General features: G+C 57.2%; 12 protein-coding genes. 6 read left to right on the top strand and 6 right to left on the bottom strand.

What is annotated here, in order from left to right; all coding sequences use genetic code 11:
* Positions 1–104: 104 nt before the first annotated feature.
* Positions 105–1,049, bottom strand: a complete 945-nt coding sequence (locus tag KO536_RS10820) for a LysR family transcriptional regulator (RefSeq protein ID WP_133079481.1) — start codon at positions 1,047–1,049, stop codon at positions 105–107.
* A 153-nt stretch (positions 1,050–1,202) separates the two neighbouring features.
* Between KO536_RS10820 and KO536_RS10825 the strand changes: the two genes are divergently transcribed.
* The 3 genes from KO536_RS10825 to KO536_RS10835 are packed head-to-tail and all read left to right on the top strand — an operon-like array spanning position 1,203 to position 5,338.
* The gene (locus KO536_RS10825; RefSeq protein ID WP_219261911.1) at positions 1,203–2,345 is read left to right on the top strand and encodes an iron-containing alcohol dehydrogenase; all 1,143 of its coding nucleotides are present in this window, start codon (positions 1,203–1,205) and stop codon (positions 2,343–2,345) included.
* Between the two features lie 44 nt (positions 2,346–2,389).
* Positions 2,390–3,727: an MFS transporter gene (locus KO536_RS10830; protein WP_219261912.1), complete on the top strand. Its 1,338-nt coding sequence runs from the start codon at positions 2,390–2,392 to the stop codon at positions 3,725–3,727.
* Positions 3,728–3,748: 21 nt separating this feature from the next.
* Positions 3,749–5,338 carry an aldehyde dehydrogenase (NADP(+)) gene (locus KO536_RS10835; RefSeq protein WP_219261913.1) on the top strand — a complete coding sequence of 530 codons (1,590 nt, stop codon included), beginning with the start codon at positions 3,749–3,751 and terminating at the stop codon, positions 5,336–5,338.
* A gap of 147 nt (positions 5,339–5,485) precedes the next feature.
* Here KO536_RS10835 and KO536_RS10840 read toward each other — a convergent pair whose 3' ends face one another.
* Both KO536_RS10840 and KO536_RS10845 read right to left on the bottom strand, forming a co-directional pair.
* Positions 5,486–6,760: a glucarate dehydratase family protein gene (locus tag KO536_RS10840; protein WP_219261914.1), complete on the bottom strand. Its 1,275-nt coding sequence runs from the start codon at positions 6,758–6,760 to the stop codon at positions 5,486–5,488.
* A complete protein-coding gene (locus tag KO536_RS10845) occupies positions 6,757–8,112 on the bottom strand; it encodes an MFS transporter (protein WP_019822572.1) in 1,356 nt (451 codons plus the stop codon). The genes KO536_RS10840 and KO536_RS10845 overlap by 4 nt, the downstream gene beginning before the upstream one ends.
* A gap of 107 nt (positions 8,113–8,219) precedes the next feature.
* Here KO536_RS10845 and KO536_RS10850 point away from each other — a divergent pair, with 107 nt between their 5' ends.
* Positions 8,220–9,122: a LysR family transcriptional regulator gene (locus KO536_RS10850; protein WP_019822571.1), complete on the top strand. Its 903-nt coding sequence runs from the start codon at positions 8,220–8,222 to the stop codon at positions 9,120–9,122.
* Between the two features lie 93 nt (positions 9,123–9,215).
* Here the strand turns inward: KO536_RS10850 and KO536_RS10855 are convergent, their stop codons facing one another.
* The 3 genes from KO536_RS10855 to KO536_RS10865 form a co-directional block, all read right to left on the bottom strand.
* A complete protein-coding gene (locus tag KO536_RS10855) occupies positions 9,216–10,376 on the bottom strand; it encodes a mandelate racemase/muconate lactonizing enzyme family protein (protein ID WP_133079475.1) in 1,161 nt (386 codons plus the stop codon).
* Positions 10,377–10,403: 27 nt separating this feature from the next.
* Positions 10,404–11,717: an MFS transporter gene (locus tag KO536_RS10860; protein WP_133079492.1), complete on the bottom strand. Its 1,314-nt coding sequence runs from the start codon at positions 11,715–11,717 to the stop codon at positions 10,404–10,406.
* Positions 11,718–11,971: 254 nt separating this feature from the next.
* Positions 11,972–13,024, bottom strand: coding sequence for a LacI family DNA-binding transcriptional regulator (locus tag KO536_RS10865; RefSeq protein ID WP_219261916.1), 1,053 nt, complete (start codon positions 13,022–13,024; stop codon positions 11,972–11,974).
* A 239-nt stretch (positions 13,025–13,263) separates the two neighbouring features.
* Between KO536_RS10865 and KO536_RS10870 the strand changes: the two genes are divergently transcribed.
* Positions 13,264–13,704, top strand: coding sequence for a nuclear transport factor 2 family protein (locus tag KO536_RS10870; protein WP_133079474.1), 441 nt, complete (start codon positions 13,264–13,266; stop codon positions 13,702–13,704).
* A gap of 82 nt (positions 13,705–13,786) precedes the next feature.
* A complete protein-coding gene (locus KO536_RS10875) occupies positions 13,787–14,707 on the top strand; it encodes a LysR family transcriptional regulator (RefSeq protein WP_219261917.1) in 921 nt (306 codons plus the stop codon).
* Positions 14,708–14,735 lie beyond the last annotated feature (28 nt).

The raw sequence follows: 14,735 nt of genomic DNA on the forward strand, positions 1-14,735 counted from the left end.
CAAGCCCGCTCCCACACTTGAGCCGCGTTGCTCTTGAGTGAACATTATTGCTGCTCTGCGGGTCCTTTTGCTTTGGTGGGCAATCACATCTTGTCATCGCTGCATCAAACGTCCGGATCAACAGTTTCTGCTGGGCCAAGCAGTAACTCCGTTAACTGCTTCATGGCTGGTGTAGCCTGACCGCCCCTGCGGGTGACCAGTTCGTAGGGATCGCTGACCGACTTTATCGAGTGGGGCAAGATCCGTATTCGGTGGTGTTGCGCACATTGGTTCGCCACATCTATTGAAACCAGGGCCACAAAATCGGACTGGTTTTGCAGGAGCGACAAAGTCGCCAGGATTGAAGTGGTCTCGACCAGGTGGAGCGGGAAGCGAATGCCTGCATCGTGAAACTCACGCTCCAGTTGCACCCGCATCGGCATGTTCGCCCTGTACACAATCCATCGGCTTGAAGCCAGCTGCTCAAGGCTAAGCGTCTGCGCTTCCTTGAGCGGATGATCGATATTGCCGATGACGGCCAGCGTCTCATCCTGAACAAGCGAACTCGAGAACAGATGCGGCGAGTTGCTCACACACGTTCTACACAGCGCCATGTCCAGTCGGCCGCTCTCGATTTGCGCCAGCAGAGATTGACTGGTGTCTTCAATGATCTCGAACGACATCTCGGGCTGGATGGCAATGAGCTGCGAAATCGCCCCCATCAACAGGGGGACAGCGCCCATGATTGCGCCTACTGCGAGTCGCCCTCCTACACCTCTCAAGATCGCATCAAGGTCGTGCCGAAGGTTTGAGATATCTGTTTGAACCACCCGAGCATATCGGATCGCACAGTAGCCAGCCGCCGTAGGCTCCAGCCCCCGGTTGGTTCGTGTGAACAGCGCCGTGCCAAAGGTCGTCTCGATCTCTTGCAGCGCTTTGCTCGCGCCCGGTTGAGTGAGGCCAACGCTATTCGCGGCCCCGAGGAGAGAGCCATGCTCGTCCAATTCGATAAGTAAGCGCAGGTGTCTGGCATGGAGTCTGGACATGATCGAGTTGAGCGACGGGGTCATCTGATATTACTCCAAGCTATGCCTGTATGGATTGTTCTCAATACCGAGGTCAGAAATTGATTCATATACTGGCGCGGCACCCTGTCGCGCCTGAAGCGGCAGACTGGCCTAATTCAAGCCGATAATAACAATACTGAAGGCTCAAGGAGACCCATGTCCCTGATCAATTACATCACCCAAATTCAGTTCGACGCAGGAGCCATTTCGCTTTTGCCCGCCGAGTGCCAACGTGTTGGTATAACCAGGCCTTTGATCGTCACTGACCTTGGGGTCCGGGCTGCCGGCATCATCGATGTTGCCCTCGGCACATTCACCGATGCTAGCGTCAAACTGCCAATCTATGACGGCACGCCTTCCAACCCGAACGAAAGAGCCGTTCGCGAAGCCGTGGCCATATTCAAAGAGTTCAGATGCGACGGAATCATCGCCATCGGGGGTGGTTCCGCCATCGACCTGGCCAAAGGTGTGGCCGTCTGCGCTACCCACGAAGGCTCGCTGAAGAGCTTTGCCGTCATTGAAGGTGGCCTGGCCCGTATCACTTCAGCGACCGCTCCCGTTATCGCGGTCCCGACCACTGCCGGTACTGGTAGCGAGGTTGGCCGTGGCGCCATCCTGATTCTGGATGACGGTCGCAAGGTCGGAGTGATCTCTCCCTATGTCGTACCCAAATCTGCGATCTGCGACCCGGAGTTGACTCTGGGCCTGCCACACGCACTGACCGCCGCCACCGGTATGGATGCAATTGCCCACTGCCTGGAAACCTTCATGGCCCCTGCGTTCAATCCGCCTGCTGACGGTATTGCTCTGGATGGTCTGTGGCGTGCCTGGCGCTTCATCGAAACCGCAACCCGGGATCCGAAGAACCTGGAAGGCCGTATCAACATGATGAGTGCCTCACTGCAGGGCGCCCTGGCCTTCCAGAAGGGCTTGGGTTGCGTTCACAGCCTCAGTCACTCCCTGGGCGGCATTGATCCTCGCCTGCACCACGGCACGCTCAATGCGATTTTTCTTCCCGCTGTCATCGCATTCAACCGCCAGGCCCAGACGGTTGTGGCCGAGCACAAGATGGCTCGAATCGCTCAAGCCATTGGCCTGGCTGATGAGAACGCAATCGAAGAGGCGATTCGCAACATGACCCGTGCGCTGGGGCTGCCGACCGGTCTGCGTGAGCTTGGCGTTACCGAGGACATGTTTTCGAACATCATCCAGGGCGCCCTGGCTGACCACAGTCATCGCACAAACCCGCGTGAGGCTTCTGCTGACGATTATCGGTGGATTCTTGAAGCCTCGATGTAACCAACGACCTGCTTTCAAATAAACAATAAGAAAAGTGAACGCCCATGAATAATAAATATGCGCAAGCAGAGCTTGGCCGCAAGCCTGACACGGTCGTTAGCTCCACCCCTTACAAGAAGTACCAGGTCATCACCGTGAGCCTGCTCCTGGTGATTGGCATCATCAACTACGTCGACCGCAGTGCGTTGTCGATTGCCAACACTTCGATCCAGCGGGACATGGGGATCACGCCTACACAGATGGGTATCCTGTTGTCGGCGTTTTCTCTGGCCTACGCGCTCGCCCAGTTGCCTTTGGGAGTGATCATCGACCGCCTTGGTAGCAAGATTTCCCTGGGCGCGGCGCTCCTTGGGTGGTCGGTGGCCCAGACCGCATCTGGTCTGATCAACAGTTTTTCGTCTTTTATCGGACTGAGGATTTTGCTGGGTATTGGTGAGGCACCGATGTTTCCTTCGGCGGCCAAAGCACTGTCTGAGTGGTTCGAAGCCGAGAAGCGTGGCACACCTACGGGCATCGTGCTGTCGTCGACGTGTATCGGTCCGTGCATCGCGCCGCCACTGTTGACGCTGCTGATGGTCACCTGGGGTTGGCGAGGCATGTTTATCGTCACAGGTGTGTTCGGGATTGTGTTGGCCGCCTGCTGGTTCGCTTTCTACAAAAGCAAGGAACGCTACCTGGCTGAGCTGCCTGCCGAGGAGCGGGAGCGCCTGCTGGCCTTACAACCACAGTCAGCGCCTACGGTCAGGCCAACCATCAAGGAACAACTTCGCGCCTGGACCGAGCTTTTCCGTCACAAGACCACCTGGGGGGCAGTGCTGGGTTTCATGGGCGTGATTTACATGCTGTGGCTGCATCTGACCTGGCTGCCTGGCTACTTCGAACGTGAGCATGGCCTCACTCTTTATCAGACAGCATGGGTCGTTTCTCTGGCTTACGTGTTCGGTGCTCTGGGCACCATTGTGGCGGGCCGTATCTGCGACCGCCTGGTGAAGAACGGCGCCACGATTCTGGGTAGTCGCAAGATCGTCGTGGTGTGCGCGCTGCTCTCGGCAGCAGCCTTCACGGTGCCGCTTTCGTTTGGCAGCGGAATTGTCTTGAGTGTGATCTTGCTTTGCTTCGCGCTCTTTAGCGTGAACATGGCCAGTTCTACTGCCTGGATGATCGTCAATACCGTGGTGGACAGCCGGCGTGTTGCCTCCTTTGGCTCCATCCAGAACTTCGGCGGGTACCTGGCTGGCTCGGTCGCTCCAATTGTCACAGGGTTCAGCATCCAGCAGACGGGCTCATTTGCTTCTGCATTTCTGATCAGTGCCGTCGTGGCATCTGTGGCAGCAATGGCCTACGCACTGCTGTTGAAGCAGCCCATTTCTACGGACAAATAATCAGATTAGTGGAGTACATGTATGCAACTCACTGGCGAACAATTAATTGGCTACCAGATGATTCGTGGCAAAGGGCGTGAGCTTCTGGCCATTAATCCTTGTGACCAACAGGCCATCCGCACTCCGGTCTTCACTTGCGCAACCACGGCGCTTGTCGATCAGGCCTGCGAACTTGCAGAGCAAGCGTTCGATCCATTGCGCGCTACCGATCCCGAGACCCGCGCTCAGTTTCTTGAAGCGATCGCTGACGGGATCATTGAACTGGGTTCAATCCTCATTGAACGAGCGCACCTCGAGACAGGCCTGCCAGTTGCGCGTCTGGAGGGTGAGCGTGGCCGCACGGCAGGTCAACTGCGGCTGTTCGCCACGGTGCTCCGTCAAGGCCGGTGGCAAACCGCTACGTTCGATTCGCCGCTGCCTGAACGCAAGCCCTTGCCACGCCCTGACTTGCGCATGTGCAGAATCCCGCTGGGCCCGGTTGCTGTCTTTGGTGCCAGCAATTTTCCTCTGGCGTTCTCCGTGGCGGGTGGAGATACCGCTTCTGCACTGGCTGCCGGCTGCCCCGTGGTGGTGAAAGCCCACCGTGCTCACCTCGGCACCTCGGAATTGGTAGGTCGGGTGATTCAGGAGGCATCGAGACGACTTGAACTGCCGGAAGGGACATTCTCCCTGTTGGTAGGTGACGGCAGTGATGTCGGCCAGCAACTGGTCTCGCACCCGGCGATCAAGGCGGTCGGTTTCACCGGCTCTCGAGCTGGCGGCCTGGCATTAATGCGCGCTGCTGCAGCAAGGCCTGAGCCGATCCCGGTCTACGCGGAAATGAGCAGCATCAACCCGGTCTTCCTGCTGCCAGGCGCATTGGCCAAACGCGCTGATTCCATGGCTACTGCCTTCGTGGACGCCTTGGTCATGGGGGCAGGCCAGTTTTGCACAAACCCCGGTGTGGTCCTGGCCGTGGAAGGTCCCGACATGGACGCTTTCCTGGCCCGGGCCGGGGCGTACCTTTCTGAGAAAGCGGCTCAGACCATGCTCACTCCCGGCATTCACTCTGCCTATGAACAGGGGGTCAACAGGGTTTCGGGCGAAGCAGGTGTAGAAGCGGTTGCTTCGGGACAAGCTCATTCAGGAATGACTCAGGCGCAAGGGCATCTTTACCAGACCACGTTTACGAAGATATCAGCCAATGCTGGCCTGTTGGAGGAGGTGTTCGGCCCGACCGCTATTGTCATTCGCTGCCAAAACGTCGAAGAGATGCTGGCTTTTGCACAATCCATTGAGGGGCAACTGACAGCGACGCTTCATTTGGAAGACGAAGACCTGTCGATTGCTCAGGGACTGGTCAAGGCACTGGAGAAAAAAGCAGGGCGCATTCTCATCAATGGCTTCCCGACTGGCGTAGAGGTTTGCGATTCCATGGTGCATGGCGGAACCTTCCCGGCCACCTCGGACAGCCGCACGACGTCGGTAGGATCGACGGCAATTGAGCGTTTCCTGCGCCCGGTGTGCTATCAGAACTTCCCGGACGTCTTGCTCCCTGAAGCGCTCAAGCAACAAAACCCGCTGAATGTCTGGCGCCAGGTGGACGGAAAACCTGCTGCTCCCCGTAGCTAGCAGGTAGCTGCACCGGAGCCAGGGCGACAGCCTTGACTCCGGTAAACAGAGCGTCCAGAAGCAGCAACAACCCGATACAAAACCTGATCTCTCAGCACCTCTACGACTGCCCGCTGAACACAGCGGGCAACCCACCACGCAAAGTACTCAGAACCGAGGTTTTAGCGCTTGCCAGTCAGGCTTGTACCGCTGCATTTGTTTCACATCATCGCGCTGTCGAATGCCGCAAGTGAGGTACAGATCATTCAACTTTGCCAATTGCTCATAATCCAGCTCAAGCCCCAGTCCCGGCGCGCGAGTGATTCTCACGCAACCATCAACGATGGGTATCTTTCCGCCTTTGACCACCTCTTCATCAGGCTCTTGCCACGGATAGTGAGTGTCGCAGGCATAGTCCAGGTTGGGCACTGACGCGGCAACATGGGCCATGGCCATCAGGCTGATACCCAGGTGTGAGTTGGAATGCATGGATACGCCAACACCAAATGTCTGGCACATCTTGGCCAGGTGCTGAGTATCCCGCAGGCCGCCCCAGTAATGATGATCGGCCAAAACAATTTGCACGCTGTCGAGGGCAACGCTGCGCCGGAACTCGTCAAAGTCGGTGACGACCATGTTCGTTGCCAACGGCAAACCAGTGAGTCTGTGCAGCTCGGACATACCCTCCAGACCAGGGGTTGGATCTTCGTAATATTGCAGGTCGTCACCCAACAACTGCGCCATCCGGATTGAGGTTTCCAGAGACCAGTTACCATTGGGGTCAATGCGTAACGGGTAGCCCGGGAAGGCTTTCTTCAGGGCTTTGATGCATGACACTTCGTGCTCAGGGGGTAGAGTCCCGGCCTTGAGCTTGATGCTCTTGAAGCCGTAAGCCTCAATCATTCTTCGTGCCTGGGCGACGATCTGTTCCTCGTTCAGCGCCTCGCCCCAAGCGTCAGGTTGGTAAGGCGAATCCACATGCTGCGCGTACTTGAAAAACAGGTAGGCGCTGAACGGGATTTCATCGCGCACTGCGCCACCCAGCAAATCCACCAGGGGTACATTCAAGGAGCGCGCTTGCAGGTCCAGAAACGCGACTTCGAACGCCGAGTAAGCATTGCTGACGGCCTTGCTCGCGTGAGAGCCGGGCGCCAGCTCCGCGCCAGCAATACTCTGCGGTGCGTGGGCTGCCACGGTAGCCCGGACGATTGCCCGCAACTGATTCAGGTTGAACGGGTCAAGGCCTATCAATTGCGCCTGCAACTGCTGCTGGATCGCCAGCGCAGGGGCGTCGCCATAGCTTTCACCGAGGCCGATATAGCCATTGTCGCTCTCTATTTCGATGATGGAGCGCAGGGCATAGGGTTCGTGAATACCGCTGGCATTGAGCAACGGTGGATCACGGAAGGCGATGGGGGTGACGGTCACTCGTGTGATTTTCAAGAAGCGGCTCCCGCAGGGTCGATTTTCAAGGTGTTGTGAGTAGCAGTGGATTGAGCTTGGCCAGCCGGCGTCGTGCGAACAAAAAATATCACCACCGCCGCCAGGAGCGATGTGGCTGCAAGCCCGTACAGACCACCTTCGATAGAGCCCGTGGTTTGCTCCAGAAAGCCGAACGCGGTAGGAGCAACGAACCCGCCAAGATTACCGATGGAGTTGATCAACGCGATGACAGCCGCCGCAATACGTGCGTCCAGATAGCCCTGAGGAATCGGCCAGAACAGCGCTGAAGCTGCCTTGAAACCAATCGCGGCGAAACAGATGGAGATAAAGGCGAACACAGGGCCGCCAGTAGTCGACATGAACATACCGAGCGAGGCAATCACCAGCGTCAGCGCGACCCAAGCCTGCTGGTGTTTCCATTTGCTGGCCATTCCGGCAAAGCCATACATGGCAACAATGGAAATCAACCACGGAATCGAGTTGAACAGCCCAACCTGGAAATCATCAAAACTGCCCATCTTTTTGATCATGCTGGGCAGCCAGAATGTCGCGCCATAAATGGTCAGGGCAATGGAGAAGTAGATAAAGCAAAACAAGGCGATCTGCTTGTCGGCCAGCAGCCTTAACATCGAAGGCTTGACCGTCAGCACCGCCTCACGGGCTTGTTGCTCCAGAGCAATCGCGTTGATCAATGCGCCCTTCTCTTCTTCGCTCAACCATTTCGCATCACGAGGATGGGATTGCAGCCAGAACCAGACGAACGCGCAGAGAACAATCGAGGCAAAACCTTCTATCAGGAACATCCATTGCCAGCCGTGCAGGCTAAAACCACTTACGTGTAACAGGGCACCGGACACCGGGCCGGAGATCACCGAGGCAATCGCCGAGCCGCTGAGGAAGATCGCCATCGCCTTACCCCGCTCAGTCGACGGCAACCACTGAGTGAAGTAGTAGATGATCCCCGGGAAGAAGCCCGCCTCTGCCGCGCCCAGAATAAAGCGCAGCACATAGAAACTGGTTTCACCGCGCACAAAAGCCATCGCCATTGCCGCCGCGCCCCACGTGAACATGATGCGGGTCAACCAGGCTCTTGCACCGTAGCGCTGCAGCAGCATATTGGACGGCACTTCGAAGATCGCGTAACCAATGAAGAACAACCCGGCTCCCAGACCATAAGCGGCGGCGCCAATGCCCAGATCGGTTTCCAAATGACTGCGAACAAAGCCAATATTGACCCGATCGATGTAGTTGACGATGAACATCACCACAAACAAGGGCAGAACATGACGCTTTACCTTGGACGCGGCCCGGGCAAGTACCGTGGCGTCAGGCATCGGGTGAAGGGTATTCAAAGGGGCAACTCCCAATCATTGTTTTTTTAGGGACAGCCCGATGATGGACGCGCACATTGTTCCCGTCTAATCTAACTTGGCATTCGATTGATACCAGGATTAGATCAATGTTCGAACTGACCCAGCTGCGCTGCTTCACCACGGTGGCCACAGAACTCAACTTTCGGCGCGCTGCTGAACGGTTGAACATGACCCAGCCGCCCCTCAGTCGGCAGATTCAATTGCTGGAGCACCACCTGGGCGTGGAACTGTTTACCCGCACCACCCGCAGCGTGGCCCTGACCGCAGCGGGCCGGGCTTTTTTCATCGAAGCACAAAACCTGCTGGAGCGTGCCCAGCAAGCGGCGACCAACGCCCGACGCTTCGCAGAGGGTGATATCGGTTCGGTCAACATCAGTTTTGTAGGCAGCGCGGTGTATGAGTTTTTGCCAAAGGTCATTGCCGAAGCCAGGCTCAAGCAACCCCAGGTCAAAATTGACCTCTCAGAGATGAACACCTACCAACAGCATGAAGCGTTGCGCGCACGCCGAGTCGATCTGGGCATCGCCCGGGCACCGCTGCTGGAGCCCGGTTACGCCACCGAGTGCCTTGTTCGCGAACCCTTTGTGCTGGCGCTGCCCCGGCATCACCCGTTAGCCCAGGCCAGCGATATCTCAGTCAAAGACTTGGATGCCCAGCCCTTCCTGATGTATTCCCACGCAGCGTATCCACCGTTCAACGAACTGCTGACCGGCATGCTGCGATCAGCTCGCGTGGCACCGGAGTACGTGCAATGGCTCGGTTCATCGCTCACCATTCTGGCGCTGGTCAATGCCGGGATGGGCTTGGCCCTGGTGCCGCGCTGTGCAAGCAGTGTGGTGTTCAAGAACGTGATTTTTCGCGATATCGATCTGGGCGAAGGGGTGCAAAGTGAATTGCACCTGATTTGGCGAGAAAATAACGACAACCCCGCGTTTGCCATGTTGCTCGAAGCCATACGCCGGGCAGTGCGCGAAGGTTGGGGTGAGTAGCGCCTTTGGGCGCGAGGTAAATCGCCAGTGCTGCGGTTGATCGCAGCACTGGCGCTTACGTTAAGTGGCAAACGCCACCCGGGTTTGCGTCAATCAGGGCCGTGCGCCGACCTCGCAGGTTTGAGCGGTCCACGGTTTCACCTGCTCGCTCAGCGTCAGCCCCAGGCCCGGGCGGGTCGGTACCATCATCCGGCCGTCGCGGGTTTCCAGGCGTTCGTTGAACAGCGGCTCCAGCCATTCAAAATGTTCCACCCAAGGCTCGGTCGGATAGGCCGCCGCCAGGTGTACATGCAACTCCATGGCGAAGTGCGGTGCCAACATGAGTCCCGCCTGCTCGGCCATTGAAGCAACCTTCAGGTACGGCGTAATACCGCCTACCCGTGGTGCATCGGGCATCAAGAAGTCCGCACCGCGCAGTTTGATGAATTCGGCATGCTCGGCAACGCTGGTGAGCATTTCACCGGTGGCGATCGGCGTATCGAATTGTTGTGCCAACGCGGCATGACCTTCGGCGTCATAGCAGTCCAGCGGTTCTTCGATCCAGATCAGGTTGTACTCTTCAAACTGACGGCACATGCGCTGGGCCGTCGGCCGATCCCATTGCTGGTTGGCATCAACCATCAGGGGGAAATGCTCACCCAGGTGCTTGCGGACCGTACTGACGCGCTTGATGTCGAGCGCACAGTCCGGCTGCCCGACTTTTAGCTTGATCCCGCCGATGCCTTTCTCACGGGACAGGTCGGTGTTCTTCATCAATTGTTCAAGCGGAGTATGAAGAAAACCACCCGAGGTGTTGTAGCAACGCACCGAATCACGTTGGGCGCCAAGCAATCGGGCCAGTGACAGATTGGCGCGCTTGGCTTTCAAATCCCAGAGCGCCACGTCGAAGGCACCAATGGCCTGGGTCGACATGCCGCTGCGCCCGACCGACGCGCCCGCCCAGCACAGCTTGGTCCACAGTTTGGAAATGTCACTCGGGTTCTCGCCAATCAGGGCCGGTGCGATTTCCTTGGCGTGGGCAAACTGGCCTGGCCCCCCTGCCCGTTTGGAGTAACTGAAGCCAAGGCCGCTGTGACCATCGACCGTTTCGATTTCAGCAAACAGGATGGCGATCTCTGTCATCGGCTTTTGCCGACCGGTCAGCACCTTGGCATCACTGATGGGGTTGGCAAGCGGCAGAATGACCGAAGATACCCGAACCCAGGCAATGCGATCATCGTCGGAGGATTTGACTGGATGTGGTTGTGCGAGCATGGCGCTCTCCTTGAGGGTGAAAAGAGATCAGGTACGAAGGTGTGAGGAAGACGTTACTGGCGTGTCATCAACAGCAGTGGCTGGCGATTCCTGACAGTCATCCAGTTGCAGGCGCTTGAGGGGCCCGACGATAAACAGATAGGAAAACGCGCCCAGCAACCCCATGGCCGCGACATACATCAGCGCCACATCGAAAGAGCCCAGCTGGTTGATCATTACCCCGATGGCAATGGGCGTGACGATGCTGGCCAGGTTGCCGCAGAAGTTGAACATCGCGCCGCTGACCCCCATCGCCTTCGCCGGAGAGACGTCTCCAACGATGCACCAGCCCAGGTTGCCCACGCCCTTGGCAAAGAAGGCAACCGACATCACGAGGATGACCAATGTGATCGATTGGGTGTAGTTGGCGACCATGATGCTGCTGGAGAGCAACAGGCCACAGATGATCGGCGTCTTTCGTGCGGCGGTGAGGCTGAAGCCTTTGCGCAACATCCAGTCCGACCACACACCGCCAATCATGCCGCCCAGGCAGCCGGCGATCGGTGGAATGGCCGCGACCAGGCCGACCTTGAGCATGGTCATGCCTTTGGCTTCGATCAGGTAAGTGGGGAACCAGGTCAGGAAGAACCAGGTAATCGATGTCAGGCAAAACTGCCCCAGGTAGATCCCCGCCATCATTCGGTTGCCACCGATGGCCTTCATGCGCTTCCAGCTGAACGGTGTTTTCACGTCACCGATGGTTGGCAAGCCACCCCCGGCTTCGATGTAGTCGATTTCAGCCTGGTTGGCGCGCTTGTCTTTACGCGGCTCCTGAACCATGCGGAACCACAGGAAGCCAATCAGGATACCGGCGCCCCCCGTCACCCAGAACACGTGCTGCCAACCCCAGGTGCTGACCAGCCAGACCATCAATGGCGTGAACACGGCCAGGGCAAAATACTGCGCAGACTGGAACACCGCCGTCGCCAGGCCCCGCTCATTGCGCGGGAACCACATCACGGTCAGACGGTTGTTTGCCGGAAACGCCGGCGCTTCCGCCACGCCCATCATGAAGCGCAATACAAACAGCGCGAGAAACGCCGAACTGAACAGGTCAACGTAGCCTTGCAGGAAGGTGAACAGCGACCAGATGATCAGGCTCAGCCCCAGGACAAGGCGTGAGCCGAACCGGTCGAGGATGATGCCGCCAGGCAGTTGCATCGAGGTATACGCCCAGCCGAAGGCCGAAAAGGCGATACCCATGGTCATGGCATCAAAACCGAGGTCTGCGCGCATGCTTGGGGCCGCGATAGACAGCGTGGCCCGGTCAACATAGTTGAATACGGTGACGATGAAGATCATCACCAGGATGAGATAGCGGACATTTGTCTTCGCTACCGATTGCGTAGGGTTGATCACTATTATTTTCCTTATTGTGAGTACAGCGTTGAATCTGCGTTGCCCTTACAGCTCCTGATAGCGTGGTGATTGAGCAATGATTGCGCAATCATCCATAGACTGGAAAAAGGCCCTGTCCAGTAGGGCCTTGGGCGGATATTACACTGATTGCGCAATCATTCAACAGTGACCTTAATCAAAATATGCACATTCCGGGTTCAGGTGCTGGCGCGATCGATGAGGGTGAAACCGGTATCGATTCGTACGGGGTCATGGCTGCCCAGTGGGTGTTCAAAGCGCTCCAGCAGCGCTTGCGCCACCTGCAGGCCAATCTTCTTGCCATCGACGCTGACGGTCGACAATGCCGGGTAAACCTGAGCCGCACTGCTCAAATCCCCGAAGCCCATGACCGCAAGATCAGCAGGCACCTGCATCCCGCGACTGGCGGCTTCAGCCAGCACCCCTTGCGCAACAGTATCCGAGCTGCACACCACGATATCCGGCTGCACTGGGCGCCCAAGCAGGCGTCGCAGCCCTTCCCTGCCGACTTCAAGTGTGGCGGGTGGCGCCAAGACTTCCATAGGCACTTGTTCAATACCCAGGCGTTTCAGTTCGCCAATCAGACTGTTGCAACGGCGCAGGCCACGGGGGTCACTGATTGTGACCACGGAGAAACGCTTATAGCCCTTCTTGACCAAATGGCGTGCGGTCTCCTCCCCCACCTTTTCGTGGGAGAAACCGATGAGCATGTCCAGAGGATCTTCACTCAGGTCCCACGCCTCAACCAGCGGGATGCCCGCCTGCGCCAGCCGCAAACGGCTGGACTCGGTATGGAGTGTGCCGGTCAGGACAATGCCATCCGGGCGCCGCCCGAGCACCGCTTCGAGCAGCCTTTCTTCTTCTTCGGCAGAGTAGCCCGTCAAACCCAGCAAGGTCTGGTAGCCCGCTTGAGTCAAGCGATCCATCAGTGCCTGCACGGTGTCGGCAAAAATCGAGTTGGCAATGGTCGGCAGGAAAATCGCCACCAGTCGGCTTTTATTGCTCGCCAGCCCACCCGCCAGCATGTTCGAGACGTACCCGGTCTGTCGCACGGCTTCACGCACTTTGTCTCGCGTCTGTTCGGTGACCAATTCCGGTCGATGCAGTGCCCTTGAAACAGTCATGGGCGAAACGCCGGCAACCTTGGCAACATCGATCAAGGTAAGGCTGGCCCCCTTCTTGGGTGCTGTGATCGATCGCTCGGTAGCGGGTGCTGCTGGTTTTTTTGCCATGAAGATTTCCGAATCTGAAGCCCAGAAGAGGATGCTACGTGCGATGCATGCTGTTTGCTGGCCGAATTTACCAAAGGCCGGCACATAATCAATCATTTCATCCTTAAGGGATTAAATGATTGGAATAGAACCTGGATTATCTTCCATTCGAACTCTGTCTAGAGTGGCAGCAATACTGTTTGCCGGTTTGGATGACCCGGCAGGCGCAAACCATTCATTAACGACAGAGGCTTCTGATCATGGACATCTATCTCAAAGAACTGTTAGACCGCGAACAAATCCGCAGCCTTAGAACGCTCTACGCGCACTTGCTCGACGGCAATAACATTGCCGCACTCGACCAGGTCTTCTCCGCAGATGCGGTAGTGGAGGTCACTGTCGGCAAGATGGAGGGTATCGAGGCTATACAGTCAGGTCTCAATGACGCGTTCAAATTGTACGATCGAGATCATCGAGAAAATTATCCCTTCATGCATGCGATCACCAACCACTGGGTCCAGCTCACGGGGCCGGATACCGCACAAGGCCGCTGCTACTTGATCGACTTCGAAACGGCCTCAAAACCTGACCCTAACCCGTTGTTGCTGCTTGGTATCTACGCGGATGAGTACACACGTATCGACGGCGAATGGCGCATTACCCACACCCGCCTGGAAGTCGTCTGGCCGGCAGGCAGCTGACTGCGTTAGCAAAGGCATTATCTGTGTATGATCGGACGATAAAACGGGTTAAATCCCATGTATTACAGAACTGGACTCCATAATGACGGACAACACCTTTGACGGTATTCGGGAGTTCGTAGCCGCCGCACAGCTACTCAGTTTTACAGCCGCCGGGCTTGAACTTGGCGTGACCAGCTCCGCAGTGGGAAAAAGCGTGAGCCGCCTGGAAGCGCGACTGGGGGTCAAGCTGTTGCATCGTACAACCCGCCGTTTGACGCTCACTCAAGAAGGAGAAACCTACCTGGCGAGCTGCTTGCGGGTGATGGACGAACTGGCTGAAACCCAGGGCCTGCTGACTACAGGACAGCAAGAACCCATCGGTCGCCTGCGGGTTGATCTGCCTGCGACCTTTGGCCGACGTCACATCCTGCCTACCCTGATCGATATGTCTGTTCGATACCAAAAGCTCGATCTGTCGGTCAGCTTCAGTGAGCGGCTGGTGGATATCGTCAACGATGGCATCGATCTCGTGGTGAGAATCGGAACCTTGAAAGACGATGGGGACATAGTGGCTCGAAAACTGGGCAGCCAATGCTTGTTGATCTGTGCAACGCCAGACTACCTGGCCAGACACGCAGCACCTCAAAATCGAAACGACCTTCTGCAACATGACTGCATCGTAGGCTGGCGTAACGGCACCCGGAAAACCTGGATGTTGATTGATGAAAATGGCCAGACATTTGAGCAAGAGGTGCGCGTCAAACATGAGATAGGGGACGGTGAGATGATGCTGAAGATCACCCTCGCAGGCGGAGGACTCGCCCAACTCCCCACCTGGCTGGTTCAGGACTCAATCGAACAGGGTGCACTGGTTCCTGTTCTTGAACGTTACGCTGGCGCCGAGATGCCCATCCATGTGATCTGGCCACGAACACGGTACATTCAACCGAAGATCAGAATGATCGTTGATGAACTGTTGGCACTGGCCCAGCGGGATCCAATCATTTTCAGGCCCGACTAGGTGTATCCGATGGAGACACCCTGCCAGA

This window comes from Pseudomonas sp. NKUCC02_KPG (genome assembly GCF_019345465.1).
Classification (GTDB): domain Bacteria; phylum Pseudomonadota; class Gammaproteobacteria; order Pseudomonadales; family Pseudomonadaceae; genus Aquipseudomonas.

Excerpts from the sequence above, each read along its gene's own strand:
- KO536_RS10875 (WP_219261917.1), top strand. The coding sequence starts at position 13,787 with ATGACGGACAACACCTTTGACGGTATTCGGGAGTTCGTAGCCGCCGCA.
- KO536_RS10860 (WP_133079492.1), bottom strand. The coding sequence starts at position 11,717 with ATGATCTTCATCGTCACCGTATTCAACTATGTTGACCGGGCCACGCTG.
- KO536_RS10820 (WP_133079481.1), bottom strand. The coding sequence starts at position 1,049 with ATGACCCCGTCGCTCAACTCGATCATGTCCAGACTCCATGCCAGACAC.
- KO536_RS10835 (WP_219261913.1), top strand. The coding sequence starts at position 3,749 with ATGCAACTCACTGGCGAACAATTAATTGGCTACCAGATGATTCGTGGC.
- KO536_RS10870 (WP_133079474.1), top strand. The coding sequence starts at position 13,264 with ATGGACATCTATCTCAAAGAACTGTTAGACCGCGAACAAATCCGCAGC.
- KO536_RS10865 (WP_219261916.1), bottom strand. The coding sequence starts at position 13,024 with ATGGCAAAAAAACCAGCAGCACCCGCTACCGAGCGATCGATCACAGCA.
- KO536_RS10855 (WP_133079475.1), bottom strand. The coding sequence starts at position 10,376 with ATGCTCGCACAACCACATCCAGTCAAATCCTCCGACGATGATCGCATT.
- KO536_RS10825 (WP_219261911.1), top strand. The coding sequence starts at position 1,203 with ATGTCCCTGATCAATTACATCACCCAAATTCAGTTCGACGCAGGAGCC.
- KO536_RS10830 (WP_219261912.1), top strand. The coding sequence starts at position 2,390 with ATGAATAATAAATATGCGCAAGCAGAGCTTGGCCGCAAGCCTGACACG.
- KO536_RS10850 (WP_019822571.1), top strand. The coding sequence starts at position 8,220 with ATGTTCGAACTGACCCAGCTGCGCTGCTTCACCACGGTGGCCACAGAA.